The sequence below is a fragment of the Novosphingobium sp. NDB2Meth1 genome, assembly GCF_900117425.1.
Lineage (GTDB): Bacteria > Pseudomonadota > Alphaproteobacteria > Sphingomonadales > Sphingomonadaceae > Novosphingobium.
Window position 1 is genome coordinate 619,024 of record NZ_FPEH01000011.1, and the last position, 26,833, is coordinate 645,856.

Annotated in this window: 22 protein-coding genes and 1 tRNA gene; all 23 read right to left on the reverse strand. The window is 68.0% G+C overall.

Features of this window, described 5'->3' with window-relative positions:
• Nucleotides 1-124 precede the first annotated feature (124 nt).
• Nucleotides 125-1,183, reverse strand: a complete 1,059-nt coding sequence (gene obgE, locus NDB2M1_RS03260) for a GTPase ObgE (RefSeq protein ID WP_072379459.1) — start codon at nucleotides 1,181-1,183, stop codon at nucleotides 125-127.
• A 130-nt stretch (nucleotides 1,184-1,313) separates the two neighbouring features.
• A tRNA-Ala gene (locus NDB2M1_RS03265) sits at nucleotides 1,314-1,389 on the reverse strand.
• Nucleotides 1,390-1,531: 142 nt separating this feature from the next.
• Nucleotides 1,532-2,320, reverse strand: coding sequence for a hypothetical protein (locus NDB2M1_RS22850; protein WP_072379461.1), 789 nt, complete (start codon nucleotides 2,318-2,320; stop codon nucleotides 1,532-1,534).
• Nucleotides 2,321-2,455: 135 nt separating this feature from the next.
• On the reverse strand, nucleotides 2,456-3,199 hold the full coding sequence (locus tag NDB2M1_RS03275; protein WP_054121152.1) for a Bax inhibitor-1/YccA family protein: 744 nt from the start codon (nucleotides 3,197-3,199) through the stop codon (nucleotides 2,456-2,458).
• 153 nt (nucleotides 3,200-3,352) lie between these two features.
• Complete coding sequence (gene proC / locus NDB2M1_RS03280) at nucleotides 3,353-4,153, reverse strand: pyrroline-5-carboxylate reductase (RefSeq protein WP_256374883.1); 801 nt, start codon at nucleotides 4,151-4,153, stop codon at nucleotides 3,353-3,355.
• Between the two features lie 190 nt (nucleotides 4,154-4,343).
• A complete protein-coding gene (locus NDB2M1_RS03285; RefSeq protein ID WP_072379466.1) occupies nucleotides 4,344-4,847 on the reverse strand; it encodes a type III secretion system chaperone family protein in 504 nt (167 codons plus the stop codon).
• A gap of 154 nt (nucleotides 4,848-5,001) precedes the next feature.
• On the reverse strand, nucleotides 5,002-7,281 hold the full coding sequence (locus tag NDB2M1_RS03290; protein ID WP_171955309.1) for an SPOR domain-containing protein: 2,280 nt from the start codon (nucleotides 7,279-7,281) through the stop codon (nucleotides 5,002-5,004).
• Nucleotides 7,282-7,435: 154 nt separating this feature from the next.
• Nucleotides 7,436-8,899, reverse strand: a complete 1,464-nt coding sequence (gene ftsZ, locus NDB2M1_RS03295) for a cell division protein FtsZ (RefSeq protein ID WP_072379468.1) — start codon at nucleotides 8,897-8,899, stop codon at nucleotides 7,436-7,438.
• 142 nt (nucleotides 8,900-9,041) lie between these two features.
• Nucleotides 9,042-10,325, reverse strand: a complete 1,284-nt coding sequence (gene ftsA, locus NDB2M1_RS03300; RefSeq protein ID WP_072379470.1) for a cell division protein FtsA — start codon at nucleotides 10,323-10,325, stop codon at nucleotides 9,042-9,044.
• 10 nt (nucleotides 10,326-10,335) lie between these two features.
• Nucleotides 10,336-11,349 (reverse strand): cell division protein FtsQ/DivIB, encoded by a 1,014-nt coding sequence (locus NDB2M1_RS03305; RefSeq protein ID WP_072379472.1) that lies wholly within the window; start codon nucleotides 11,347-11,349, stop codon nucleotides 10,336-10,338.
• 3 nt (nucleotides 11,350-11,352) lie between these two features.
• Nucleotides 11,353-12,297, reverse strand: coding sequence for a D-alanine--D-alanine ligase (locus tag NDB2M1_RS03310; protein ID WP_072379474.1), 945 nt, complete (start codon nucleotides 12,295-12,297; stop codon nucleotides 11,353-11,355).
• Nucleotides 12,294-13,289 carry a UDP-N-acetylmuramate dehydrogenase gene (gene murB, locus NDB2M1_RS03315; RefSeq protein ID WP_083554664.1) on the reverse strand — a complete coding sequence of 332 codons (996 nt, stop codon included), beginning with the start codon at nucleotides 13,287-13,289 and terminating at the stop codon, nucleotides 12,294-12,296. The genes NDB2M1_RS03310 and murB overlap by 4 nt, the downstream gene beginning before the upstream one ends.
• Nucleotides 13,286-14,698, reverse strand: coding sequence for a UDP-N-acetylmuramate--L-alanine ligase (gene murC, locus NDB2M1_RS03320; protein ID WP_072379476.1), 1,413 nt, complete (start codon nucleotides 14,696-14,698; stop codon nucleotides 13,286-13,288). The genes murB and murC overlap by 4 nt, the downstream gene beginning before the upstream one ends.
• A 187-nt stretch (nucleotides 14,699-14,885) precedes the next feature.
• Complete coding sequence (murG, locus tag NDB2M1_RS03325) at nucleotides 14,886-16,067, reverse strand: undecaprenyldiphospho-muramoylpentapeptide beta-N-acetylglucosaminyltransferase (RefSeq protein ID WP_143146629.1); 1,182 nt, start codon at nucleotides 16,065-16,067, stop codon at nucleotides 14,886-14,888.
• A gap of 8 nt (nucleotides 16,068-16,075) precedes the next feature.
• Nucleotides 16,076-17,308: an FtsW/RodA/SpoVE family cell cycle protein gene (locus NDB2M1_RS03330; protein WP_072379481.1), complete on the reverse strand. Its 1,233-nt coding sequence runs from the start codon at nucleotides 17,306-17,308 to the stop codon at nucleotides 16,076-16,078.
• Nucleotides 17,305-18,615 (reverse strand): UDP-N-acetylmuramoyl-L-alanine--D-glutamate ligase, encoded by a 1,311-nt coding sequence (gene murD / locus NDB2M1_RS03335; protein WP_072379483.1) that lies wholly within the window; start codon nucleotides 18,613-18,615, stop codon nucleotides 17,305-17,307. The genes NDB2M1_RS03330 and murD overlap by 4 nt, the downstream gene beginning before the upstream one ends.
• A 7-nt stretch (nucleotides 18,616-18,622) precedes the next feature.
• A complete protein-coding gene (gene mraY / locus NDB2M1_RS03340) occupies nucleotides 18,623-19,687 on the reverse strand; it encodes a phospho-N-acetylmuramoyl-pentapeptide-transferase (protein ID WP_072379486.1) in 1,065 nt (354 codons plus the stop codon).
• Nucleotides 19,688-21,193: a UDP-N-acetylmuramoyl-tripeptide--D-alanyl-D-alanine ligase gene (gene murF / locus NDB2M1_RS03345; RefSeq protein ID WP_072379488.1), complete on the reverse strand. Its 1,506-nt coding sequence runs from the start codon at nucleotides 21,191-21,193 to the stop codon at nucleotides 19,688-19,690.
• Nucleotides 21,190-22,659 (reverse strand): UDP-N-acetylmuramoyl-L-alanyl-D-glutamate--2,6-diaminopimelate ligase, encoded by a 1,470-nt coding sequence (locus tag NDB2M1_RS03350; protein WP_072379490.1) that lies wholly within the window; start codon nucleotides 22,657-22,659, stop codon nucleotides 21,190-21,192. The genes murF and NDB2M1_RS03350 overlap by 4 nt, the downstream gene beginning before the upstream one ends.
• Nucleotides 22,656-24,401 carry a peptidoglycan D,D-transpeptidase FtsI family protein gene (locus NDB2M1_RS03355; protein ID WP_072379492.1) on the reverse strand — a complete coding sequence of 582 codons (1,746 nt, stop codon included), beginning with the start codon at nucleotides 24,399-24,401 and terminating at the stop codon, nucleotides 22,656-22,658. Before NDB2M1_RS03355 ends, NDB2M1_RS03350 begins: the two co-directional genes overlap by 4 nt.
• Complete coding sequence (locus tag NDB2M1_RS23050; RefSeq protein ID WP_072379494.1) at nucleotides 24,398-25,183, reverse strand: hypothetical protein; 786 nt, start codon at nucleotides 25,181-25,183, stop codon at nucleotides 24,398-24,400. The genes NDB2M1_RS03355 and NDB2M1_RS23050 overlap by 4 nt, the downstream gene beginning before the upstream one ends.
• Nucleotides 25,180-26,130 (reverse strand): 16S rRNA (cytosine(1402)-N(4))-methyltransferase RsmH, encoded by a 951-nt coding sequence (rsmH, locus tag NDB2M1_RS03365; protein WP_072379496.1) that lies wholly within the window; start codon nucleotides 26,128-26,130, stop codon nucleotides 25,180-25,182. Before rsmH ends, NDB2M1_RS23050 begins: the two co-directional genes overlap by 4 nt.
• The gene (locus NDB2M1_RS03370) at nucleotides 26,127-26,627 is read right to left on the reverse strand and encodes a division/cell wall cluster transcriptional repressor MraZ (protein ID WP_072379498.1); all 501 of its coding nucleotides are present in this window, start codon (nucleotides 26,625-26,627) and stop codon (nucleotides 26,127-26,129) included. Before NDB2M1_RS03370 ends, rsmH begins: the two co-directional genes overlap by 4 nt.
• Nucleotides 26,628-26,833 lie beyond the last annotated feature (206 nt).

Consider the following 26,833-nt stretch of genomic DNA (forward strand, 5'->3'; position numbering starts at 1 on the left):
GCCCGCTTGGTTCGTCATTGCGAGCGTAGCGAAGCAATCCAGGGCCCCACGCATCACCGCTCTGGATTGCATCGTCGCTGCGCTCCTCGCCATGACGAAGATGGGTGCGTAGGGCTTGCGCTCCTCAGATCGGCGACCAGGGCTTCTGGTCTTCGATGTCCTCGACCTCGCCATCCGGGCGTTCGGTGGCAGTGGCGGCAGGGAGGTGTTCGAGCACGGCATCGAGCAAGGCGTTCATGCCCTTGCCGGTGGCGCCGGAAATCGGGAACACGCGGCGCGCGCCCGCGGCGCGCAGTTCGGCGCGGAAGGCGCTGACGAGTTCGGCGTCGACCGTGTCGATCTTGTTGAGCGCGATCAGGCGCGGCTTCTCATCCAGTCCGCCACCATAGGCTTCGAGTTCGTCCTGCACGATATGCAGCGCTTCGGCGGGATCCGTACCATTGATGTCGATCAGGTGGATCAGCACGCGGCAGCGCTCGATATGGCCGAGGAAGCGGTCGCCCACCCCGGCTCCTTCGGCGGCGCCGGCGATCAGGCCGGGGATGTCCGCCAGCACGAATTCGCGGTTGCGATGGCGCACCACGCCGAGCTGCGGGCGCAAGGTGGTGAAGGCGTAGTCTCCCACCTTGGCCTTGGTGTTGGTGATCTGGTTGATGAAGGTGGACTTGCCCGCATTGGGCAGGCCGACAAGGCCGACATCCGCCAAGAGCTTGAGCCGCAGCCAGACGTACATTTCCTGCGCCGGCCAGCCGGGGCCGAACTGGCGCGGGGCGCGGTTGGTCGAGGTCTTGTAGGACAGGTTGCCGCGCCCGCCGTCGCCGCCGCGCAGCAGGACTTCGCGCTGGCCGGGTTCGGTAAGATCGAGCAGCACCGTCTCGCCGTCCTCGCCATCGATCACCTGCGTGCCGACGGGGACCTTGATGACGAGATCGTCGCCCGCCGCGCCGGTGCGGTTCTTGCCCGCACCGCCACCGCCGCGGGGAGCGCGGAAGTGCTGGGTGTAGCGGAAGTCGATCAGGGTGTTGAGGCCGGTTACCGCCTCGAAAATGATGTCGCCGCCCTTGCCGCCGTCGCCGCCATCGGGGCCGCCATACTGCACGTACTTCTCGCGCCGGAAGCTGACCGCACCGGGCCCGCCCGCGCCGGAGCGGATGAAGATCTTGGCCTGGTCGAGAAAATGCATGGAATGGAGCTATCGAAGAGCGCGGCCTTCGACAAGCTCAGGCTGAGCGGGTGTGGGGTGAAGTCCATCGACCGCTCATCCGGAGCTTGTCGAAGGATCGCAGGCCGTTCAGGGCCAATTTACGGCATACTGGTGGAGCCGAGGGGGATCGAACCCCTGACCTCGTCATTGCGAACGACGCGCTCTCCCAGCTGAGCTACGGCCCCGTTCCCAGTATCCTCCGGCCTGCCAGCACGAAGCTGCCCTGCCGGGAGCGCGGCCCTTAGCCCACCGGGGCGGCGCTTGCCAAGAGCAAAATGCGGGCGAAGCGTTGATGCCTCCACCCTCTCGTTGGTTATGGACGATCTCTCAGGGCGTCCCACTCGCAGCCGCAGGCGCCGCTGGCGGGCCATACTTGGCGTTCCATTCGGCGAGATCGCGCTGGTACTGTTCGTAGCGGCGGTAGAAATCGTCGTAGACCACTTCGATGTTGGGCAGGCTGCGCATGGCGAAGGCTTCAAGCTCGGCGGGCTTGAGTGTCGGCACTTTCGCCGGGACCGCCTTGGCGCCCTTCTTGCGGGGCGGCGCGGGGGGCGCAGGCGGCGTGATCGCATCGAGATCGCTGGTGACGGCAAGCGCCGCGTTGCAGAACTCATTCATCATCGGCGGCAGCGCGAAGTGGTTGTAGACCGAGGTCATGTAGGCCTCGCGCGGGGCGGTGAATTTCGCGCCGTAGCGGGCCTTGAACTCGTCATCGACCTTGCGGTTCGTCGCCGCGAGCGTCGCGTTGTAGTTTTTCAGGAACGCCCTGTAACGCGGCAGGATCTCGGCATGCTTGGGATCGCTGCAATTGAGCGCGGCGACGTTGAGCGCCGAGCGCAGGTTCCACAGCATCTGGGTGGACGAGATGCCCCGGTTCACCGACTGCCGCAGGCCGCTGGGATCGAGCGGCGGGATGACGAGGTTGCCGCTCGCCCCGGCGGGGGGCTTGGGCTTGGGCGGCGGCGGGATGTAGGGCTTGGGCGGCGGCGGCGGGGGTGGCGGCGGCGGGGGCGGCGGCGCGGCGCAACTTGCCAGTGCGGCCGCGAGTACGGCGGCGGGGAGGAAACGGGCAATGTTCTGGAAAACAGGCGCCGCCGGGCGCGAAGAACGAAGCATGCGAGAGGGTCCCCCCGGTTCTGTTTGTCCTGCGGTCTAACCGGCCCGACGCGCAAAGAAAATGCCCGGCGAGCCGGAAGGCCCGCCGGGCACGTTAACGTGAAGCAGCTTGCTTCAGATCAGCAGCGCCAAAGATTAACGACGGTCGCCCATGAACTGCAGCAGGAACGTGAACATGTTCACGAAATCGAGGTAGAGCGTGAGCGCGCCGAGCACGATCATCTTGCCCGCGAAATCGGTGCCCGCGACCTGGCTGTACATTTCCTTCAGCTTCTGCGTGTCATACGCGGTGAGGCCTGCGAAGATCAGCACGCCGAGGAAGCTGATGCCCCAGGCAAGGCCCGGCGACTGCAGGAAGATGTTGATCAGGCTGGCGATCAGGATGCCCACGAGGCCCATGATCAGGAACGTGCCGAGGCCCGACAGGCTCTTCGTGGTGGTGTAGCCGTAGAGGCTCAGGCCAGCGAAGGCGCCCGCGGTGGCGAAGAATGTCGCCGCGATCGACGGGCCGGTGTAGACCGCGAAGATCGCCGAGAGCGAAATGCCCATCAGCACGCTGAAGGCCCAGAACAGCGCCTGCATCGTGGTGGTCGAGATGCGGTTCACCCCGAAGCTCATCACCATGACGATGGCGAGCGGTGCGAGCGCGACCAGCCAGCGCAGCGGGGTGCCGAACACCGCCTCGGCCATGCCGGAGGTGGCGAACAGCAGCGCGACGATGCCCGAAAGCAGCACGCCCGAGGCCATGTAGTTGTAGATCGACAGCATGTAGCGGCGCAGACCCGCATCATACGCGGCGCCGCGCCCGGCGAGACCCGCCGCAGCGCCGAAGCCTGCCGGGCTCCAGCCAGAAGGCTGGGGGTCATTCCAGTTTGCCATGACGTACCTAACTCCGTTTCGGCCCGGGATGGACCGAGTGCTGCCAATATCGCCCCAAACCCTTACCAATTCAAGCTTCCGGGCCATAACGGAATGTATCAAAGCGTAATAAGGTCCGGTTTTGGCCCGCATCCGGAAAAACAGGGACCGTCCCTATCTTCGTGCGGCTTCGGTGAGCTCTGCACTGCGGTCGCGCGCGGCGCGCAAGGTGGCCGTGACGAGCGCGGCGAGATGCTGGTCGGCATCGAGGACCTTGAGCCCGGCTTCGGTCGTCCCGCCGGGGCTGGCGACGCGGCGCGCGAGTTCTCCGGGCGCGTGGGGCGAGGCCGCCGCAAGCGCAGAGGCGCCCTCGACCATTGCCAGCGCGAGCCGGTCCGCCTGGACGCGTGGCAGGCCGAGCGAGGCGGCGCCTTCCGCCAGCGCATCGATGAAGCGGTAGACGAACGCAGGACCGGAACCGGCAAGCGCGGTGACAATGTCCATCGCGGCTTCCTCGGCGAGCCATTCGGCCGGGCCGAGCGGGGCCATCAACGCTTCGGTCCGTTCGCGCAAGGGCCCTTCCGCCGAGCCGTAGAGCGCAATGGGCGACTTGCCGATCGCGGCGGCGAGATTGGGCATGACGCGCACGATGGCCGCGGCCTGCGGAAAGGCGGCGCGCAAGGTGGCCACATCGACTCCGGCGAGGATCGAGAGCAGCAGCGTCCCCTCCCCCACATGCGGGGCGATGGCGCGGGCGGACGCGGCGAATTGTTGCGGCTTGAAGCCGAGCAGGACGACATCGGCGGGGGCCGCTTCGGCGGAGGCTTCGCGCAGCAGGGATACGCCGGTGGGCGCTTCGGCGAGCAGCGGATCGACCACCGTGAACGCGGCGGGATCGAACCCGGCCGCCAGCCAGCCGGCGAGCATGGCGCCGCCCATGTTGCCGCAGCCGAATTGGAGAAGGGAGAAGGTCACTGGGGGTCTCCTGCCCCATGGCGGATAACTGGGGCTGTCAGAATTTCAGCCCCCTTACCCGTTCGTGTCGAGCGAAGTCGAGACACCTCGCGCGGTGCAAAGTGTCTCGACTTCGGGTCTTCGACCCGAAGTTTATCCCGAGCGAAGTCGTGGGGCTCGACACGAACGGGAGTAATGGCAGCCCCGACTGTCAGGCCTCGCCGGCGGCGTCGATCAGGGCGCTGGCGAGGGCTTCCGCAGGGCTCTTGTCGCCCCAGAGGAGGAACTGGAAGGCCGGGTAGAAGCGATCGCATTCGTCGACCGCCGCCTCGATCGCGGTCTGTGCCTGGACGAGGCTGAGCAGGCCGTCGTCGCCCAGCATCAGGCCGTGGCGGTAAAGCAGCACCGAGCCGTTGGACCAGATATCGAAGTGGCCGAGCCAGACCTGCTCGTTGATCAGCGCCATGATCTCGAACATCGCGCCGCGCTTGTCCTCGGCGACGCGGATATCGGGGAGGCAGAGAATCTGGAGGACATGGTCCTCGCTGCGCCAGATGCAGCGGAGCTGGTAGCTGGCCCAGCTGCCCTGGATTTCGCCGTGGATCTCGTCATCCGAAACGAATTCGCAGGGCCATCCGCGTGCCTCGAACAGCGAGGCGAGCATATCGACGGGCGCCGCATCATCGCGTTCGCTGTCTTCATGGCCGGTGCGCATCGCGTGTTCCTCGGTGTCCGGACTGGACAGATGCGAGCCATCGCGGAGAGGGCTCTTGACGGCAATCGGAGCCCCGCGCGGGGCTGGGCAAAACTTTACTAGTCTGTTCATAAGCTGTGGAGAAGCGGTGCAGAGCCCCGCCCCTTCACAAACCCTACTTCGCGCCGAGACCGTCGACCGCCTGGCCCGCCGGGCTGGTCCACTGATAGCTGCTGACGCCCTGGCTGCGCAGCTTCTCGACGAACGCCTGCGCTTCCGCGTCGCTGGCGAAAGGCCCTGTCAGCAAACGATAATTGCTGCGCCACGGCGTGATCGAAGGCTTGCGCGCACGGAGCGCGGCAGAGCTGCCGGCAAGGCGCTGCCATTCCTTGCCCATCGCCGGGCGGTTGGAACCGGTGAGGACCTGCACCCAGATCCGGCTGGGGTGCTGGAGCTCGGCCTTGGCTGCCTTGCTCTTGGCGGACTTGCTGTTCTCCGGCGGGCACTGCGCGTCAGCCTTGCCCGATTTGCCCTTGGACTTCGCGGTCGTCTTGCCTTTCGCGGCCGAGGCCTTGCTCTTCCCTGATTTGCCCTTGCCCGAAGGCTCGAGGCAATCGGCATCGAGCGCGAGCTTGTCCTTGGCCGATTTGGCCTTGGCATCTTTCGCGGCGTCTTCCTTGGCAGCCTTTTCCTTGCCGCCGCGCGTGACGGTGGGCTCGGCCTCGTCCTGATCGCTGGTGCGCGAGACGGCGGTCGGGCCATCGGGCCTCGCGCCGCGGTCCTTGGCCGCGCGCTCCTTGGCCTTGGCGGCGGCGGCAGCGCGCGCCGTCTCGCGCATCGCCTCGATCCGCGCGAGATCGACCGCTTCGCTGCTGGCGGCGGCTGCTTCCTGCTCGGGCGCCTTGAAGCCGTCGAACATGCTGCGGAAATCGGCCGGCGCGGAACTGGCCGATGGCGCCGGAGCCGGGGTCGGCGTGGACGGTGCCACAACCGGCGGCGGCACGGCGGAAGGCGCCGGGGGGAGGACCGTGGCGGGTGCAGGAGTCGGCGGTGTTGCCGGTGTCGGCTGGGTCGATGCCAGCGCAAGTTGGGGGCCGATCGCGGCAGGCGTGCCTGCTGGCGCAGAGGCCGCCACTTGCACTTGCGCAGGAGCGCTCGGCGGCGGCGCTGGCGTGGCCACTTGCGGCTGCGGCGGAGTGGTTGCCGGAGCGACCGATGTTGGCGAAGCAGACGGCGGCGGCGTTACAGGGCGCGGGACCGGCGGCGGCGAAAGCGGGGTGCCGGGGGGCACGTCGAGCTTTGACAGGACCGTGGGCCGCGCCGGTGCGGTCTGCGTCGGTGCCACTTGCGTCTGTCCGGCGGGCGAGCCCTGCTGCGGCGCGGCGGCGGTGCGGCTGCCCGGTTGCAGCCCCCAGGGCGCAGTGAGGGCCGGTTGCGCCGACGTTGGAGGTGGCGGCGGCGGCGGCAGTGGCGCGGATCTGACGAGCAGCGGCTGGGCCGGAGCCGGCGATGCTGCGGCAAGGGCCGTCTGCTGCTTGTCTTCCTTGCCCGGACGGCGGCGCTTCGACCGGTCATCGCGGCCGCGCGCACCCAGCGCCTCACCCTGCGGCACGAGCGCGGCATCGACCCGCTGCGCGCGGGGATGGGCGAGCGCATATTGCACGATCTGCGGATCATCACGGCCGATGTCCGCCGCGCGCGGGAAGCGGCCGAGATTGGCGGCGGCGGCCTGCTGCGCGGGGGTCAGGCGCGGCATGTAGCGCAGATAGGGCGAAATCGCGGCGGCGAGATCGGCGGGCATCGTCGCCTTGGCAATGCCCTCGGCCTCCTCGCTCTGCCCGGCAATCGCCATGATGAACGTGCGCACCCGCCAGGCGCCGCGGTCCTGCCGCTCGAGCAGCGGCTGGAGCACGAGCTCGGCGCCGCGCCGGTCGCCCGCGATCACCAGGCTCAGCGCATAGCGGCGGCTGGTCTCGTCGTTGCGCCCCGCCGAAAGCGCGAGCTGGTATTCGCGCTGCGCGGCGGCGTTGTCGCCGATGAGATCATAGGCGAGACCGCGGTCGCTGGCCATTTCGGTCCGGTTGAACCCGGCTTGCTCGGCCAGATCGAACCAGCGGATCGCCTCGAACGGCTGGTTCGAGCGCAGCATCGCGATGCCCATCCGTGCGCGCACCCCGCCGGTGCCGGGCGCAACCTGTTCGGCGCGGGTGAGGAAGCCGATCGCCGCATCCGTGTCGCCCAGATCGAGTGCGGCGCCGCCAGCATCAAGCAAGGCGCTGATATCGCGCGGATCGCGGGCCAGCCGGGAAAGCGCGGCATTGAGCGTGCGCGTGGGACTCGGCGCGATCGGCTGGACAACCGGGATCGAGGTGCTCGCGACCGGCTCGGTCGCATCGTCATCGACCGGGCCACCGCGCTGCTGCGCCCATGCCGGGTGCGCGAGGACCAGCGCCATGCCCAGAACAAACGTCGAAGCACTGAGCCGGGGGGCGGAACGGGAAAAGCGGCAGATCATGGGGCCGACCTTATCGCGGCTTGCATGGACACGCCAGCCGCCCCCGGCCGGCGTGTCTCCTGTGGCCGGGCGACCTGCGCCCGGCTGCATGGTCTTACTGGTTGTTCTGGCGGCCGAGGAAGCGCGGGATGTTGAGCGCGCTGCCATCTTCCGGATCGGCATCGTCCTCGCCCACGCGGCCCCCGCCGCGCGAGAGATTGGCCATGCGCTCGAACAAGGTGCTGCCCGGCGGGCTGCGCGGCGCGTCACCTGCCGGATCCGGCTGCGCGCGGCCGAAGCGGGGCGGGATCGGCTCCGCATCGTCCAGCCCCAGCGTGAGCTCGCCCGGCTCGTCGGCAGGCGGCGCGGCTTCCTGCGCGTCGGACAGGTCGAGCGTCAGATCGAGCGGCTCTTCGGCAGCTTCAGGCTCGGCTGCGACCGGTTCCGGCGCGGCATGGCCTGGCGGCGGCGCAAACGGCTGCGGCTCGGCCGCAACGGGCGCCGGAGCAGGTGCCGGTTCGGGCGCGGCGGGACGGGCAAGGCCGCCCGGGAAAGCCGGACCACGCATGCCGCCGGTCACCGCAGGGCGGGAGGCGCTTTCCGCCATCTCGCCGGTCTGCTCGATGCCGGTGGCGACCACCGAAACGCGGATCTTGCCATCGAGGTTCGGGTTGAACGCCGAGCCCCAGATGATGTTGGCGTTGGGATCGACCAGTTCGCGGATGTGGTTGGCCGCTTCGTCGACTTCGAGCAGCTTCATGTCGTCGCCGCCGATGATCGAGATGATCACGCCCTTGGCGCCCTGCATCGACACGCCGTCGAGCAGCGGGTTGGCAATCGCGCGCTCTGCCGCTTCGAGCGCGCGGTTGGGGCCCTCGCCCTCGCCCGTGCCCATCATCGCCTTGCCCATCTCGCCCATGACCGAGCGGACGTCGGCAAAGTCGAGGTTGATGAGGCCGGGCATGACCATGAGGTCGGTGATCGAGCGGACGCCCTGCTGGAGCACTTCGTCAGCCAGCTGGAAGGCTTCCTTGAACGTGGTCTCCGCCTTTGCGACGAGGAACAGGTTCTGGTTCGGAATGACGATCAGCGTATCGACGTGCTTCTGCAGCTCGGCAATGCCGCTTTCGGCCGCGCGCATGCGGCGCGTGCCTTCGAACAGGAACGGCTTGGTGACGACGCCGACCGTCAGCACGCCCTTGCGGCGGGCCGCTTCGGCGATGACCGGCGCTGCGCCGGTGCCGGTGCCGCCGCCCATGCCGGCAGCGATGAAGCACATGTGCACGCCTTCAAGCGCGCGCTCGATTTCCTCGATGGTCTCTTCCGCAGCGGCACGGCCGACTTCGGGACGAGCGCCCGCGCCAAGGCCCTGCGTCATGTCGGGGCCAAGCTGGATGCGGTTGTCCGCGATCGAATTGTTGAGCGCCTGCGCATCGGTGTTGACGACGACGAAGTCGACGCCCTCGATCCTGGCGTTGATCATGTTGGCGATGGCGTTGCCACCCGCCCCGCCCACGCCGATGACCGTGATGCGCGGCCGCAGTTCGTCGATGGCCGGCGGTCCGATGTTGATGCTCATAGCGCTCTCCCATGCGGGTCTGCGGGGGGCCGGAAATGGTGCCCCGGTAAATGTAACGTTTGCTTTGGCACGGATTGTTTGACCGAATCAAAGCTTCGACAGGTTTTTCCACAAGTAGGAGGGTTTGCGCCGCCTCCAACCATCAGAAATAGTCTTTCATCGCGCGCCAGATGCGCTGCAGCAGGCCGATACCACTGTAGGATTGCGTAGGCCCCCAGGTCGGCCCGATCTTGCGGATGTCGACCGGATCGGCGGCGGCATAGAGCATCAGGCCGACAAGCGTCGAGGAACTGGGTGTTGCGTGGCCCGGCGGCAGGCCCAGCATCGTGGGCGGAGAGCCTATGCGCACCGGGCGGCCCAGCGCAGCCTGCGCGTAGTCGGCAAGGCCGGGAAGCTGTGCACCGCCTCCTGTCAGCACGACCTGCTGGCCGCGTTTGCCGTTGAAGCCGAGCGACTTGAGCGCTCGCCCGACCTCGTCGGTAAACACCCCCAGCTGCTGGGTGATCACCGAGACGAGTTCGGCGCGCGGGATGCGGTTCTTGTCATCGGCATGGCGCGCCATCGGGCCGCCCTGCTCGGGATCGCCGGGCGCGTTGACCGGGATCATCTCGCGGTGATCGGCGGGGCTGGCGAGCGCGGAACCGGCCATGCACTTCAGCCGCTCGGCCTGATAGCGGCGGATGCCGAAAGCCGAGGCGATGGCATCGGTGATGTCGCCCGAGCCGAACTGGATCGCCTGCATGCCGAGCAGCATGCCGCCCGCGTAGACCGAAACGGTGGTCACTTCCGCGCCGAACTCGATCAGCGCAACACCCAGTTCGCGCTCTTCGGCGGAGAGGCAGGCATGGCCCGTCGCGACCGGCGAACCGACCACGGCCTCGACGCGCAAATGCGCGTTCTCGACCGTTTCCTTGAGATTGCGCACCGGGGCGCCGTCCGCCAGCATCACGTGGATATCGACCGCGAGCCGCTCGGCATGGAGGCCTTTGGGGTTGGGCACGCCGTCCGCGCCGTCTAGCGTATAGTGCGCGGGCTGGGCGTGGAGCACGGTGCGGCCATCGGGCTGGATCACCTCGCGCCCGGCGATCAGCAGGTGCTCGATATCGTCGCTTTCGATGCGCCGCCCGCCGATCTCGACTTCGACCTTGGCGGTGGTGCTGGCAAGCCCCGCGCCCGAGCAGCCGATCCACACGCTCTGCACGCTGGCATTGGCCATCTTTTCGGCCCGCTCGATCGCATCGCGCACCGAATGGGTGGCGGCGACCATGTCGGTCACATAGCCGCGCTTGATCCCCTGCGACTGGCGGTGGCCGGAACCCATGACCACCATCTCGCCGCCTTCGGTCAGCCCGGCGATGATCGCCGAAACCCGGAACGAGCCGAGATTGACGGCCGCGAAGACCTTGGTGATGCGGGGGGCAGCCATGGCCGGATGATCAGTCCTGCGCGGTCTTGGCGATAGCGACTTTAGCCGGTGCAGCAGAGGCGACCGCGCTGCGGGCGGCTTCGGTCTTCGCCGCGGCGGCATTGGCCTTGGCCGTCGCTTCGGCACGCGCGGCGGCGGCCACTTCGTCGGCGCGGCCGGGCACGCGCATGTAGATGCGGTCCGGATTGCGCATGTCGAAGCTTGCCACCCGGCCGCCGAGCAGACGGTCGACGCCGTCCATCCGCGCGAACGTCAGCAGCGCGCTCGCTGCCTCGGTTTCGCCTTCGGGCAGCGCGACGACCTGGCGGGTCTTGAACGTCAGGTTCCAGCGCCTGTTGCCGACCCATTCGGCTTCCGTCACCTGCGGGCGAATGGCGGGCGCGGCATCGAGCAGGTGAACCAGATCGGGCACGCGCGCCTCTGCACCATTGCCGGAAAGGACGAGCAGGCCCTTGGCCTTGGCCGGGTTCACCGCTTCGAGCGGATGGCCGGTCTCGTCGATCAAAGTCAGCTTGTTGTCACGGCGCAGCACCGCGTGGGGACTGCGCTCGACCACATCGACCACCAGCGTATCGGGGAGCTGCCGCGAGACGCGAGCGTCCTTCACCCACGAAAGCTGGAGCAGCTGATCACGCAAGGCCGCGATATCAAGGCGCGACATCGCCTGATCACGCTGGCCGAGCACTTTCTCATAGATCTTGAGCTCGTTCATGCGGTTGACGCCGCGCACTTCGACGCGCTTCACCTCGAACCCGGACTTGCCGGCGATCTGCGCCATCTGGGCTTCGGCCAGCTGCGGGACGCCCGCCATGCTGGCGACGACCCACATCAGCACCGCCGCGCCGCCGAGGATGATCACCATCAGGATGCGGTGCAGCGTTTCCTCGCTGAACGGTATCCACTGCATGATCTGATCGAGCACCGAACCGGTCTGGCGCCGCGCGGCATGAACCTTGCGCTTGGTTCCACTCGCCGCCGCGACCTTGCGCACCGTCTTTCCGCCCCGGCGAATGGTCTGCGCCATGGCTCAGGCCTCCTTCTTCGCAGAGGCGAGCGCGTCGGCGACAATCGCCTCCACGAGATCGCCGTATTCCATGCCCAGTGCCTTGGCCTGTTCGGGCACGAGGCTGAGCGGGGTCATGCCCGGCTGGGTGTTCACTTCGAGCAGGAACAGACCCTCGACGCCCTGTTCGTCATCCCAGCGGAAATCGCTGCGGCTGGTGCCTTTGCAGCCCAAGAGCTGATGCGCGCGCAGGGCGATATCCTTGCAGGCCTCGGCGATCTCTTCGGGGATTTCGGCGGGGCAGATATGGTCGGTCATGCCGTCGGTATATTTGGCGTCGAAATCGTAGAAGCCGGATTTGGGCCTCAGTTCGGTGACGAGGAGTGCCTTGTCCACCAGCACCGCCGTCGTCAGTTCGCGGCCGCGGATGAAGGGTTCGGCGAGAAGCTCGTCGAACTCGTTCCATGGACCGACGCTGTCGCGGCTGATCGGATCGCCGTAGTTCCCGTCCTTCGTGACGATGGCGACGCCGACCGAGGAGCCTTCGTTGACCGGCTTCACCACATAGGGCCGCGGCAGCGGATCGCGCTGGAACAGGTCCTCGCTCTTCACGATGCGTCCGCCCGGCATCGGAATGCCGTGGGGCACGAGCGCCTGCTTAGTGAGCTGCTTGTCGATGGCGATGACCGAGGTGGCGAGGCCGGAGTGCGTGTAGGTGAGACCCATCAGGTCCATCAGGCCCTGCACCGTGCCGTCCTCGCCCGGCGTGCCGTGGAGCGCGTTGAACACGACATCGGGCGCGGCCTCGGCCAGCCTCTGCGCGACATCGCGGCCCATGTCGATGCGGGTGACGCGGTGGCCCTTGGCCTCGAGCGCCTTGGCGACGCCCTCGCCGGACATGAGCGACACGGGGCGCTCGCTCGACCAGCCCCCCATGAGGACCGCGATGTGGAGTTTGGGAAGTGTCACGGTCGGCCTACTCGCTGAATTTCCCACTGCAGTTCCACACCCGAGAGTTCCTTTACGCGGCGGCGGACTTCTTCACCCAGCGCTTCGATCTCGGCGCTGGTGGCCTCACCGGTGTTGATGAGGAAATTGGTGTGCTTTTCGGAGACTTGCGCGCCGCCCAGCGTGAGGCCCCGGCAGCCGGCCTTGTCGACGAGTTCCCACGCCTTGGCGCCGCCAGAGAGTTCAGGGGGCGGGTTCTTGAAGGTGCTGCCGCCGGTCTTGCTGCGCAGCGGCTGGCTGGCTTCGCGCGCGGCGGAGATGCGGTCCATTTCAGCCTGGATCGCGGCAGGTTCGCCCGGGTGGCCCCGGAAGCGCGCGGCGACGACGACGCAACCATCGACGAGGTCGGAGTGGCGGTAGGTGTAGCCGAGTTCGCTCAAGGGCAGCGTGGCGATCTCGCCCGAGCGGATCACGACGTCGCAATCGATCAGCACATCCTTGACCTCGCGGCCATAAGCGCCGCCGTTCATGCGCACGAAGCCGCCCACGGTGCCGGGGATCGAGCGGAGGAATTCGAGGCCAGCAATGCCGTTGTCGCGCGCGGTGGAGGAAACGAGGATGCCGCTCGCGCCGCCGCCGCAGTTGAGCGTGGTTTCATCCACGCGCTCGACTTGCGCGAAGGCCTTGCCGAGGCGGACGACGACGCCGGGGACGCCGCCATCGCGCACGATGAGGTTGGAGCCGAGGCCGAGCGCCATGACCGGGACATCGGGCGCGAGACCGGCGAGGAAGTCCTGCAGATCAGAGACGTCCTTCGGCTCGAACAGCCACTCAGCCGTGCCGCCGGACTTGAACCAGACAAGCGGCGCAAGCGGGGCGTCAGGGGTGAGCTTGCCGCGAACGTTGCGCTGTAGTGCTTCGACAAGCTCAGCACGAGCGGACTGGGAATAGGAACTCCCAACATCCGCTCGTCCTGAGCTTGTCGAAGGACTATCCGCCGAGGCTTGCGTCACGTCGCCCCCCGCTGCCTGGCAATCGCGCCGGCGAGGCCCGCCGCCCACTTGGTGATATCGCCCGCACCGAGGCAGACGACCATGTCGCCCGGCTGGACTAAACCCGCCAGCTCCGCCGCCAGTGCGTCAGCGCCCGCGATCAGGTGCGCCGAGCGGTGCCCGCGCGCCTTGATGCCTTCGACCATCGCCGCGCTGTCCACGCCTTCGATGGGCTGCTCGCCTGCGGGATAGACGGGCGCCGCATAGACCACATCGGCATCGTTGAAGGCGCCCTGGAAGTCTTCCATGTGATCGCGCAGGCGGGTGAAACGGTGCGGCTGGACGACGGCGATGACGCGGCCCTGCACGCCCTCGCGCGCGGCGGCGAGCACGGCGCGGATCTCGACCGGGTGGTGGCCATAGTCGTCGATCACGGTGACACCGTCCACCTCACCCACCTTGGTGAAGCGGCGCTTGACCCCGCCGAACTTGCCGAAGCCGGTGCGGATCAGCTCTTCCGAAACGCCCATTTCCACCGCGACGGCAACGGCGGCGAGCGCGTTCTGCACGTTGTGGCGGCCGGGCATCGGCAGCTCGATGCCCTCGATGCGGCGGAAGCTGCCGTCGCGCTGGCGCAGCACGGCGGTGAAGCGGTTGCCGCCCGGGATCGGGGTGACCGCCTCGCCGCGCACGTCGGCCTGCGCGGAAAAGCCGTAGGTCACCACACGGCGATCACGCACCTTGGGGATGATCGCCTGCACTTCAGGATGGTCGATGCACAGGATCGCCGCGCCGTAGAACGGCACGTTCTCGATGAACTCGACGAAGCTGTCCTTCACCCGCTCGAACGAACCGTAGTGATCGAGGTGCTCGGGATCGATGTTGGTGACGACCGCCAAGGTGCCATCAAGCCGCAGGAACGAGCCGTCGCTTTCGTCGGCCTCGACCACCATCCAGTCGCTGTCGCCGAGGCGCGCGTTGGAGCCGTAGGAGTTGATGATGCCGCCGTTGATCACGGTGGGATCGATCCCGCCCGCATCGAGCAGGCAGGCGACCATCGAGGTCGTGGTGGTCTTGCCATGCGTGCCCGCCACCGCGACGGTGTTCTTGAGCCGCATCAGCTCGGCCAGCATTTCGGCGCGGCGGACGACGGGGACGCGAGCTTCAAGCGCGGCGACGACTTCCGGATTGTCGCGCTTCACCGCAGTAGATGTGACAACCACCGCCGCGCCCGCAACGTTCTCCGCGCGCTGGCCAATCATCACCGGAATGCCGCGCTGGCGCAGGCCATCGACGACATAGCTTTCCGCCATGTCGGAGCCCTGCACGCTGTAGCCCATGTTGTGCATGACCTCGGCAATGCCGGACATGCCGATCCCGCCGATGCCGACGAAGTGGATCGTGCCGATCTCGGTGCCGACGCCCTTCATGCTGCCACTCCTTGGGCGGCGATCCTGGTCCTCCCCATTTTTGCCGCAGGCACAAATGGGGAGGTGGTCCGCCGAAGGCGGGTCGGAGGGGTGCTGGCGGGGAGGAAGAACCCCTCCGTCATCGCTTCGCGATGCCACCTCCCCATTTGCACTTCGTGAAAATGGAGAGGAGCAGGGACCGACTGGCTCATTCGGCGGCTTCCTTCGCAAGTGCCTCACGCGTGGCGGGCGCGGCGGCCGCGCCTTCCATGCGGATCACGTCCATCAGCGGGACGCCGCCGAAGCCTTCGACAAGATCGGCGAGGTCGGAGACGGCATTGGGCAAGCCGCAGTTCCACGCGGCGTGGGCGGCATTGGCGAGCGAGGTGGGATTGAGCGCCATGGTCTGGATCTGTTTGGCGAGTTCCTTGGGAGTGAAGCCCGTCTGCCGGATCGCCCGCGCCCCGCCGGCCTTGACCATCTCGCGCGCGTTGACAGCCTGGTGGTCGTCGGTCGCGATGGGCAGCGGGACGAGGATCGCCGGGCGACCGACCGCCGTCAGTTCGGCAATGGTCGAAGCACCGGAGCGGCCGATGAACAGGTGCGTTTCCGCAAGGCGGCTCGCCATGTCCTCGAAATAGGTGCCGAGTTCAGCGGGGATCTGGTGCCCGGCATAGCGCGCGCGCACGGCTTCGAGGTCTTCGGGCCGGCACTGCTGCGTCACCTGCAGGCGGTGGCGCAGCGCGGGCGGGAGCATGGCAAGGCCATCGGGCACGACTTCGGACAGCACCGAAGCGCCCTGGCTGCCGCCGGTGACCAGTACGCGAAACAGGCTGTCCTCGCTGAACGGCGGGAACGGCTCCCCGCGCAGCGCGAGGACTTCGGCGCGCACCGGATTGCCGACGCGGTGGACCTTGCTCCAGAGCTTCGGATCGAGCCGCTCGACTTCCATGTAGGCCGTGGCGATGGCATCGACGCGCTTGGCCAGCAGGCGGTTGACGCGCCCCAGCACGGCGTTCTGCTCGTGGATCACCGTGGGGATCTTCGCCGAACGCGCGGCGAGCAGCGCGGGGAGCGCGGGATAGCCGCCGAAGCCGACGACGCAGGACGGCTGGAAGCTTTCGAACAGGCGCAGCGCCATCGCTCGGCCGCGCCAGATCGCGGCGAGGCCCTTGGCAAGCGCAATGGGGTTCTTGCCGAGGCGGCCCGCAGGCAGGACATGCGCGGGCAGGAACGAAGGCTTGCCCGGGATCTTCGCGCCGCGCTCATCGGTCACCAGCGCGACATGGTGTCCGCGCCGCTCCAGCTCGACCGCCAGCGCGAAGGCCGGCAGCAAGTGCCCGCCGGTGCCGCCCGCCGCGAGGACAAAATGGCGCGACACGCCGGGAATAGGATTGGTCATGTGCGCACGAGCTCCCTGAGGTCCGACGTCTCGCGCGAGAGATAGGGATTGCGCCGCGTGATGGCGAGGAGGAACCCGACGCCGAGCAGAAGCGCGATGGTGGAGGAACCGCCATAGCTGATCAACGGCAGGGTCATGCCCTTGGACGGGAACAGCTGCAGGTTGACGAGGATGTTGATGAACGCCTGCCCCGCCAGCTGCGCGGTGAGCCCGGCGGCGGCGAGCACGGTGAAGAGGTCTTCCTCGTCCGCCAGCCGCATCATCACGCGGATCACGATGGCGCAGTAGAGCACCACGATCAGCGCGCAGGCGATCAGCCCGAATTCCTCGCCGATCACCGAGAAGATATAGTCGGTATGCGCCTCGGGCAGCGCCATCTTGCGGCTGCCGAGCCAGAGGCCAGTGCCGCTCCACCCGCCGCTGACCAGCGTGCGCATGGCAAGATCGACCTGGTCGAACTCGCTGCCGCCTGAAAGGAACGCGTCGATGCGGTGCGTGGCGTTGGGATAGAAGAAATAGGCCAGGATCACGCCGGCAATGCCGCCGCCGATGCTCCAGCCGATCTTCCTGAGATCGAGGCCCGAGAGCAGCACGAGCACGAACCACACGCCGCCGAACAGCACGGTCGAGCCGAAATCGGGCTGCGCCATCAGCAGCGCGGCGATCAGCAGCATCAGGCCGATGGTGATCGGGATCACGGGAATGTTGGGATCGCGCACCTTCCACGAAAGAATCCATGCGACCGCAATGGCAAAGCCGGGCTTGAGGAATTCGGACGGCTGGAGGCTGAACCCGATCCACAGCCAGCGCTTGGCGCCCTTCACTTCGTTGCCGAGGAAGGGCACGAGCACGAGGGCCACGAGCATCGCCGCGGCGAGAATGATGGCGAGCCGGCGCGTGGTCTCCTTGGGCAGAAGCGAGGCGACGAACATCGCGAAGAGCCCGACCGCCAGCCAGCGCAAGTGGATCCAGAAGAAGTAGAGATCGCCGAGCGACTTGATCTGTGTCGACAGGCGGTGCGCGCTGGCCGGGGAGGAAGCGGCGACCGCGACAGTTCCCACGGTGACGAGCATCAGCACCAGCGCAAGCAGCACGCGGTCGATCTCGCGCCACCAGATGACAAGTTCGCTGCGCCGGGTACGGCGATAGCGGTTGGTGCGCGGGGCGATGCGCACGCCGCCGCCGGGCAGCGCGGTGGCGACCTGCCGGGTGGACTGGACCGAGTTCATGCCGCCCCCTTCTCGGCGATCAGCGCGGTGACGATCTGGCGGAAGCAATCGCCGCGCGCTTCGAAATCGCGGAACTGATCAAAGCTGGCGCAGGCGGGCGAGAGCATCACGACATCGCCGGGCTGCGCCGCGTCCATCGCCTGCCGTACCGCCGCGCCCAGCATCTCGCTGCGCTGGACGGGCATGAGCGGTTCAAGGATCTCGGCAAAGCGCGGGCCGGCCTCGCCGATGGTATAGGCCTGCACGACGTGGCCGAAATAGGGCGCGCAGGCGTCAAGGTCGTCGCCCTTGGGGAGGCCGCCGAGAATCCAGTGGACGCGCGGCCATGCGCCGAGGGCGGGCGCGGTCGAGGCGGGGTTGGTCGCCTTGCTGTCGTTGATGAACAGCACGCCGCCCGCCTCGGCGACACGCTCCATGCGGTGCGGCAGGCCGACGAAGCTGGCGAGCGCGGCGCGCCAGACCGGCTCGTCGATCCCGAGGCGCTTCGCCATGGCGACGGCGATGGCGGCGTTCTGGAGGTTGTGCGGGCCTTGCAGCGAGGGCCAGTCGGCTTGCCCCGTCAGCGCGGCGGGATCGACGACTTCGACATCGCCATCTGGACGGTGCGCCGCGATCTCGGCAGCGATGCGGCGGGTATCGTCATCGCCGCAGCCGAACACGGCAAACTGGCCCGCCTGCTGCATCTGGAAAAGCCGCGCCTTCGAGGCACCGTAGCCTTCATAGCCGTCGTAGCGATCAAGGTGATCGGGGCTGAGGTTGATGAAGGCGGCAAGATCGGCGTGGAGGCTGTAGGTCAAGTCGATCTGGTAGCTTGACAGCTCCAGCACATAGACCCCGCCTTCAGGCAGCGGCGGCTGGCCAAGGATGGGGAGGCCGATATTGCCGCCCATTTCGGTCGGGAGGCCCGCTTCCTTGACGATGTGATGCATCAGCGAAGTCGTCGTCGACTTGCCGTTGGTGCCGGTGATCGCGACGACCTTGTGCGGCGGCAGGCTGGCGCGGGCCTGCGCGAAGAGCTCGATATCGCCGATGATCGGCACGCCCGCCGCGCGGGCGTGCGCGGCGATGGGGTGGCGATTGAGCGGCACCCCGGGGGAGACAACCATACCGTCAAAGCCGGTGAGGTCGATCGTCAGCGGGTCTGCAATCGTCGCGCGTCCCTCGACCGCCGCGCGGGCATCCTCGCGCCCGTCCCACGCTGTCACGTCCGCCCCGCTTGCCAGCAGCGTATCGACGCTGGCGAGGCCTGAACGCGCGAGGCCCAGAACGGCGTAGCGTTTGCCGCTGAAGGCGGGGGACGTGATCACGGCGCGCTTACCGCACCTTCAGCGTGGCAAGGCCGATCAGCGCGAGCACGATCGAGACGATCCAGAAGCGGATGACGACGGTCGATTCCTTCCAGCCCAATTGCTCGAAATGGTGGTGGATCGGCGCCATGCGGAACACCCGCTTGCCGGTCCGCTTGTAGACGAAGACCTGCACGATGACCGAGACCGCCTCCATCACGAAGAGGCCGCCGACGATGCCAAGCACGATTTCGTGGTGGATCGAGACAGCGATGACGCCGAGCGTGCCGCCGAGCGCGAGGCTGCCGGTATCGCCCATGAACACCGCGGCAGGCGGCGCGTTGAACCACAGGAAGGCCAGCCCCGCGCCCATCACCGCGCCGCAGAAGATCGAAAGCTCACCCGCGCGCGGCACGTGCTGGATGCCGAGGTAGTGCGCATAGTCGACGCGGCCGGCGAGGTAGGCGATGATCGCGAAGGTGCCTGCCGCGATGATCACCGGCATCGTGGCGAGTCCGTCCAGCCCGTCGGTGAGGTTCACCGCGTTGCCCGCGCCGACGATCACGAAAGCGGCGAACAGGTAATAGGCCGGGCCCATCGGCACATAGAGGTTGCTGAAGATCGGCAGGTAGAGGTTGGTGTCCGTCACCACCAGCGCGAGCGCGGTCCCCGCGACAGCGAACTCGGCGAGCAGGCGGATGCGCGCGGAAAGCCCGGCGTGGGCGTACTTGGTGACCTTGGCATAGTCGTCAAGGAAGCCGATCAGCCCGAAGCCGAGCGTCACCACAAGGCAGGCCCAGACGAACTTGCTGGTAAGGTCCATCCACAGGAGCAGCGAGATCGCGAGGCTGATCACGATCATCAGCCCGCCCATCGTCGGCGTGCCGCGCTTGGCGAGGTGCGACTGCGGCCCGTCGGCGCGGATCGGCTGGCCCTTGCCCTGCCGCACGCGCAACATGTTGATGAAGCGCGGGCCGATGATCAGGCCGATCACCAGCGCCGTCATCAGCGCCGCGCCCGAGCGGAACGACTGGTAGCGGATGAGGTTGGCGATACCCTCGAAATGCAGCCAGTGCGCCAGAACGTAGAGCATTCAGTTTTCCCCGGCCGTCTTGGCCCCTGCGGTCAGCGCGCGCACGAGGGTGCCGAGGCCAACCGAGTTCGATCCCTTGACCAGAATGGCGTCCCCGCCCTGCGGCGCGTCGGCCGCAAGACATTCCGCCGCTTCTGCAGCGGTTTTGGCATGGTCGAGTTCGATTCGCGCGGCAAGCGCAGGGTCTGCGCTTTTCCCCAGTGCCTTGGCCAGCGGGGCCATTTCCGGGCCCACGAGGATAATCCGTTCGACCCCCGCGGCGATCAGCGGTTCGGCCAGACCGGCGTGGTACCCATCCGAAGCCTCGCCCAGCTCCTTCATCGCGCCGAGCACGGCGATGCGGCGGCGGGCGGGAACCTCGCCCAGCGCGGCGATGGTCGCGCGCATCGAGGCAGGGTTGGCATTGTAGCTTTCGTCAATAAGGAGCGCCTTGCCTGAGCTGTCTCCACCGGGCGCGGGGATCACGTGCCGCGCGCCGCGTCCGGCAAGGCCTTCCATTTCGGAAAGTGCGAGACCTGCTGCACCCAAATCACCGCCAGCAGCCGCGACAGCCGCCATGACCGCAAGCGAATTGTCGACCCAGTGTGCGCCGGGCTGGGCAATCGTGTAGCACAGCTTGCGCGAACCCAGCGGACCCGAGAACGCGGCGGTCACGAGCGTCCCGCCGCCCGGTGCGGGCACGGCATCGAGCAGGCGCGCGTCGGCATGGGCGCTGCGCCCGAAGCTCACGACATCGCCCGCATGGCGCGCCGCCGCCTCGCGCAGCAGGGCATAGTGCGGGTTGTCGGCAGGGACGATCGCAATGCCGCCCGCCTCCAGCCCCTCGAAGATTTCCGCCTTGGCGTGGGCGATGGCTTCTTCGCCCGAGAAGTGCCCGATATGCGCAGGCGCAATAGTGGTGACGATGGCGATGTGGGGGCGCACCAGCCGGGTCAGCGCGGCGAGTTCGCCCGCGTGGTTCATTCCCATCTCGAACACGCCGAAGCGCGTGCGCGGCGGCATGCGCGAGAGACTGAGCGGCACGCCGACGTGGTTGTTGTAGCTCTTGACCGAGCGGTGCGCGCGGCCCCGGCTGCCGCGATCGAGCGCCGCGAACAGCGCTTCCTTGACGCCGGTCTTGCCGGCCGAGCCGGTCACGCCGATGATAACCGCCCCGGCCCGGTCGGCACGGGCGCGGGAAGCATGGCCAAGGTCGACCAGCGCCTGCGTGGTGCTTGCGACCAGCACATGCGGATGAGGCACCGGGCGGTCGACCAGCGCGGCGGTCGCTCCGCGCGCGAAGGCACCTTCGAGGAACATGTGGCCGTCGCTCTCCGCGCCGATCAGCGCAATGAACAAGTCGCCCGGCTGCACTTCGCGGCTGTCGGTGGCGCAGCCCGAAACCTCGAACACGCCTGAGGCCTTGCCGCCCGTCGCCGCGGCGATCTCGTCCGCCGTCCACAAGGCAAGCCCGATGCTATCAGTCGGCTCGACCGGCCATTGCAGCAGGGCTCTCATCGCATTCATTGGCTGCACTCCCGCGCCACTTGCACGTCGTCGAAGGGAAGGACGCGCATCGCCTCGCCGCGCCCCACGATCTGGCCCTGTTCATGGCCCTTGCCCGCCACCAGCACGATATCGCCCGCGCCTGCTGCGGCAATCGCGGCAGCGATGGCTTCGCGGCGACCTGCCACTTCGCGGGCGCGCTCGTTGCAGCCGCCCATCACGGCAGCACGGATCAGCGCCGGGTCCTCGCCGCGCGGGTTGTCGTCGGTGACGATCACAAGTTCGGAGCCGACGCAGGCGGCGCGGCCCATCTCGGGGCGCTTGCCTTCGTCGCGGTCGCCGCCGGCGCCGAACACGGTGATCAGCTTGCCCTTCGCGCCGACATGCGGGCGCAGCGCGGCAATCGCGGCGGTGATCGCGTCAGGCGTATGGGCGTAGTCGACATAGACCGGCGCGCCGGCCCGCGTGATCGCCGCGCGCTCGAGCCGCCCGCGCACCGGCTGGATGCGCGAGAGCGCGGCCAGCGTCGCCGCCGGATCGCCGCCGGTCGCGATGACCAGCCCCGCCGAAACGAGCGCATTGGCGGCCTGATAGGCGCCGATCAGCGGCAGATCGAGCTTGCGGGTGGCGCCATCGAAGGCGAGTTCCAGCGTCTGGCCCAGCAGCGTGGGCGTGCGCGAAAGGAGGCGCAGCGTCTCGCCCTGCTCGCCCACGGTGATCAGCTTCAGGCCGCGCGAACGGGCCGCGGCGATGGCCTGTGCGGACCATGCATCGTCCGCCCAGATCACCGCCGCGCCGTCTTCCGCCACGACATCGCCAAACAACCGCATCTTGGCCTCGAAATAGGCATCCATCGTGCCATGGTAATCGAGGTGATCGCGGCTGAGATTGGTGAAGGCGCCGGCTGCGACCCGAGGGCCTTCGTTGCGGAACTGGTCGAGGCCGTGGCTGGAGGCCTCGTAGGCGACATGGCTCACCCCTTCGCGGGCGAGCCCGGCAAGGTTGGCGAGGAAGGTGACGATATCGGGCGTGGTCAGCCCGGTGGAGACGCTCTCGTCCGCCGTGGTGACGCCCAGCGTACCGATCGAGGCGGCGCGGAAACCGGCCATGCGCCACAGCTGGCGCGTCATCTCGACGGTGGAGGTCTTGCCGTTGGTCCCCGTCACCGCCACGAGCATTTCCGGCACCGGCGCGAAGAACGGCGCGGCGAGGCGCGCGAAGGCGCGGCGTGGGGAGGCATCGGCGATATGGACCGCGCCTTCGACCTTGGCCTCGGGCCGCGCGACGACCGCGATGGCACCCGCCTTCACCGCATCGGCAATGAAATCCTCGCCATTGAAGCGCGCACCGACGAAAGCGCCGAACACGGTGCCAGGCGCAACCTTGCGGTGATCGATGGCAAAGCCGGTGACTTGCGCTCCGGCGAGCGGGGCAGCATTCTCAGGCAGGGCGACCCCCGCCGCAGCGGCAAGCCCGCCAAGGTTCATTCGCCTTCTCCGGAGCCGACCAACGGGCTGAGGTCGGAAATGTCGACATCATGGTGGGCGTCGGGCACGACGCCCAGCATCGGGCCGATACGCGGCACCAGCCGGCCGACGATAGGCGCGGCATTCCACGCGGCAGTGCGCTGGCCGCTGGTCTGCTGGGTGGCCTGGGGTTCATCGAGCATCACGATCACCACATAGCGCGGCTTGTCCATCGGAAAAGCCGCTGCGAACGTCGCGATCAGCGACGTCTTGCGGTAGCCGCCGCTGCCGGGCTTTTCCGCCGAACCGGTTTTGCCCCCGACGCGGAAGCCCGGTGCATCGGCCTTGCGGCCCGTGCCATCGACCACGATCATCCGCAGCAGCTGGCGGATGCGCGCGCTGGTCGAAGCCTGGAACACGCGGCGACCCTGGGCGAGATGTGCCGGGTCTACCTTGTAAAGCGTGGCAGGACGCCAGATGCCGCCGTTGACGAGCGCGGCATAGGCCGAGGCAAGGTGCAGCGGGGTGACCGCGATGCCGTGGCCGTAGCTTACGGTCATCGTCGTCAGCCGCGCCCAATCGCTGTCCGCGCTTTGCCCGCCGCCGCGCGGCCAGAGTGGACGTCCGCGCGCGGGCAGCTCGATCTTCGGGCGCTCGTTCATGCCCAGCTGCATCATCGTGCGGCGCAAGGCCGCCGGCCCGAGCTTGTCGGCGATCTGCGCGGTCACCACGTTCGAGGAATGAATGAGCGCCTCGGGCACATTGAGCGAGGCGCCGAAATCGTGGCTGTCGTGAATGGTGAACTTGCCGATCTGCAACGGAACAGCCGGATAGCGCGTCGAAAAATCGGTAACCACCCCGGCATCGATCGCGGCGGCGATGGTGATCGGCTTGAACGTAGAGCCGAGTTCGTAAACGTCGTTCGATACGCGGTTGGTCACGAGGTAGTTGAAGGCAAGGTCCGACCGGTTCGGATTGAACGAGGGCAGCGAGGCGAGCGCAATGACCTCGCCGCTGTCGGCATCGAGGATAACCCCGGCAGCGCCCTTGGCGCTGGTCTCCAGCATGCCGCGCCCCAGTTCATCCTCGAGCGCGCCCTGCGCCCGCGCGTCGATCGAGAGCGCGGTCGGCGTGCCCCGGTGGGCGGGATCGAGGAGGCGCGGCTCCAGCACCTCCTCCATGCCGACATGGCCCTTGCCCGCCTCGTCGACGAAGCCGAGCACGTGTGCCGCGAGCGAGCCCTGCGGATAGAAGCGCTGCTCCTCGCGCGGGAATTCGAGCGCGGGCTCGCCCAGCGCAAAGACCTTGTTGGCGTCTTCCGGCAGCACACGGCGGCGCAAATAACAGGGCTTGCCCGCCTTCAGCCGCGCCACGAGATCGGCGTAGTCTGCATCGGGGAAGATGCCGACCAGCGCGCGGGCGACTTCCTCGGGCGTCTTGACCAGCGGCGCGCCGCCCTCGCCCATCGCCTTGGGATTGAACCACAGCGAATAGGACGCAAAAGCGCGGGCCAGCGCGATGCCGTTGCGATCGGTGATTTCCCCGCGCGAAGGCAGCAACGCCTCGGCCAGCGAGGTGCGCTCGGGCGTCTGCTCGAACAGGCCGAGCTGCGCGATGCGCACGCAGGCGGTCAGCGTCGCGAAGATGAACAGCACCATGATCCACAGCGCGCGCACCCGCGCCGTGTTGAGTGCGGTATGGCGCACGTTGGCGAGCTGGACCCGGCCGGTGGCGATGGCGGCGGAGGCGGTCAGCGAGTTCACTGGGCAGACTTGCTCCCACCCATGGCGGACTTCGCCGCGGGCTTGGTGCTCTTGGCGGACTTCGCAGCAGGCGCCTTGCCCGGCTTGGTCTCGGTCTTGCCGGCCGCAAGCTTCGCGCCCTTGCCCGGCTTCGCAGCTTCTTCCTTCGCGGTCTTGGCTGACTTGGCGAGGCCGGCCTTCTTGTCCCCGTCCTTCGCCTTCTCGTCCTTGTCCGTCTTCGCCTTGCCGCCGCTGTCCTTGCCATCCTTCTTCAACGGCGTGACCATCGCAAGGCGCGCGCCGAGGTTGGCCGTCGCCTTGGCGCGGTCCGCCGCATCGGCGGGCTTTGCTGCCGGCTTGGCGTTGCCCTCATCGTCAGCCGACCGGGTGATCGGCGCGGCGATTTCGGCTGCCAGACCAGAAATGACCGAGGGGAACGCCGCTTCGGCTGCCACGCTGTCGTCAGCGCTGGCGACGCGGATCGGTGCGGGGGTGTCCGGGCTATCGGGCTTGGCGAAAGCGGCCAGCTGGCGCTCGTTCGACAGGTACTGCCCCGCCGTCGGCGCGACGTAGCCGAACTCGACATCGTTCCACAGCTTCAGCTGCTGCTGGTTGGCGCGGGTCTCCACCTCGGTCTCGAGGTAGAGCTTCTCCTTGCGCAGCGCGACGATCTGCAACTCGGTGCGGTGGACCTGGCTGCGCAGCGCGTTGACGCGGAACGCCAGCACCATGACCAGCGCCGCGCAAACGAGCAGCAGCGCGATCCAGCCGATCGAACGGAAGCGGTTGGCGCTGACCATCATGCTGCCAATGCTCCTCGTGCCGGGGCCGCCGTCCGCACCGCCCAGCGCAAGGTGGCAGAGCGCGCGCGGGGATTGCGCGCCTGCTCGTCCGCGCCGGGGCGGATCGCAGCGGAGGGCTTTTCGAACACCGGCGCGGCGGTGGGCGCACTCATCGGCATATGGCGCGAACCCGTCGGCAGCGCGCCCGCGCCTTCGCGGAGGAACTGCTTGACGATGCGGTCTTCAAGGCTGTGGAAGCTGACCACCGCGAGCCGCCCGCCCGGCGCCAGCATGCGTTCCGCCGCCGCGAGCCCGGCGTGAAGCTCGTCCAGTTCGCCGTTCACATGGATGCGGACGGCCTGGAAACTGCGGGTCGCGGGGTCCTTCGGCGCGCCGGGGCGGTAGCCCAAGGCCTTGCGCACCACATCGGCGAACTGCCCTGTCGTTGTCAGCGGGCGGGCGGCGACAACGGCGCGGGCGATCCGGCGCGACTGGCGCTCCTCGCCGTAGTGGTAGAGCACGTCGGCAATCGCTTCCTCGGTCGCGCCGTTGAGGAAGTCCGCCGCACTTTCCCCGCTCTGCGACATGCGCATGTCGAGCGGGCCATTGCTGGAGAAGGCAAACCCGCGCGCCGCCTGATCGAGCTGCATCGAGCTGACGCCGATGTCGAAGACGATGCCCTGCACGCTCGAAACACCCGCTTCCGCAAGGCCCTCCGCGAGTTCGGAGAACCGGCGGGGATGGAGGACCAGACGGGGCGGGTTCTCGGACACTTCCCCCCAGGCCCGTCCCGCCGCGATCGCATCGGGGTCGCGATCGAAGGCGTGGACGGTGGCGCCGGCACCGAGCAGGCGGCGGGTGTATCCGCCTGCGCCGAAGGTGGCGTCCACGATCAGACTGCCGGGCGCGGGGTGTAGCGCTGCGATCACCTCATCGAGGAGCACGGGGATATGGGGAGCCGCGCTCACTTGCGCGCCGCCTTGGCCGAGAATTCGGCCATCCGGGCACGGCAGGCCGATTTGACGGAATCCCATTCGGAGCCCATCGCAAACAGCACATCGGGCGCCCAGATCATGATCTGGTGCATGCCGCCGTGGAAATAGAGTTCATCACCCACCTGCGCCTGCTCGCCGAGGTATTCGGGCAGGACGAAGCGGCCGGAATCATCGAAATTGATGCGGGCGAAACCGCCGATCTGCGAGGCACGCAGGTCCATGTCGAACGGCTCGCCGCGCTCGATGGCGACGCGTTCCTCGTGCGCGAGCATCTCAGCGAAGCTGTCGGCGCGGGATTCGCCGAAGCCGACCAGGCAGGGGTGCTTGTGGTGCTTGTCGAGGCAGAGGGTGCGGTTGCCCTTCGAGGCTTCGCGGACGGTCTGGCGGAAGTCTGCGGGGAGGACAAAGCGGTTCTTCTCGCCGCGCGGCGAAAAGCCCTGCCCCCAGTAATGCGACTGTGCCCCAGCCACGTGCCGCTTCCCCGCGTCGGACGAAAGCCTCCCAACCCGGCCGCACACACCCGTGCGACCGACTCATCCCCCGCGGATGCGTCATGGAGTCCGTCCTGATGGGGAGTTGTCTTAACGCGGGAGGGTCCGGGCGAAAAGGGGAAAATGCGGGAAATTGCGTCCGAACGTTGAATCTAAGGGATGAATCTTATCATCGACCAGTCGCC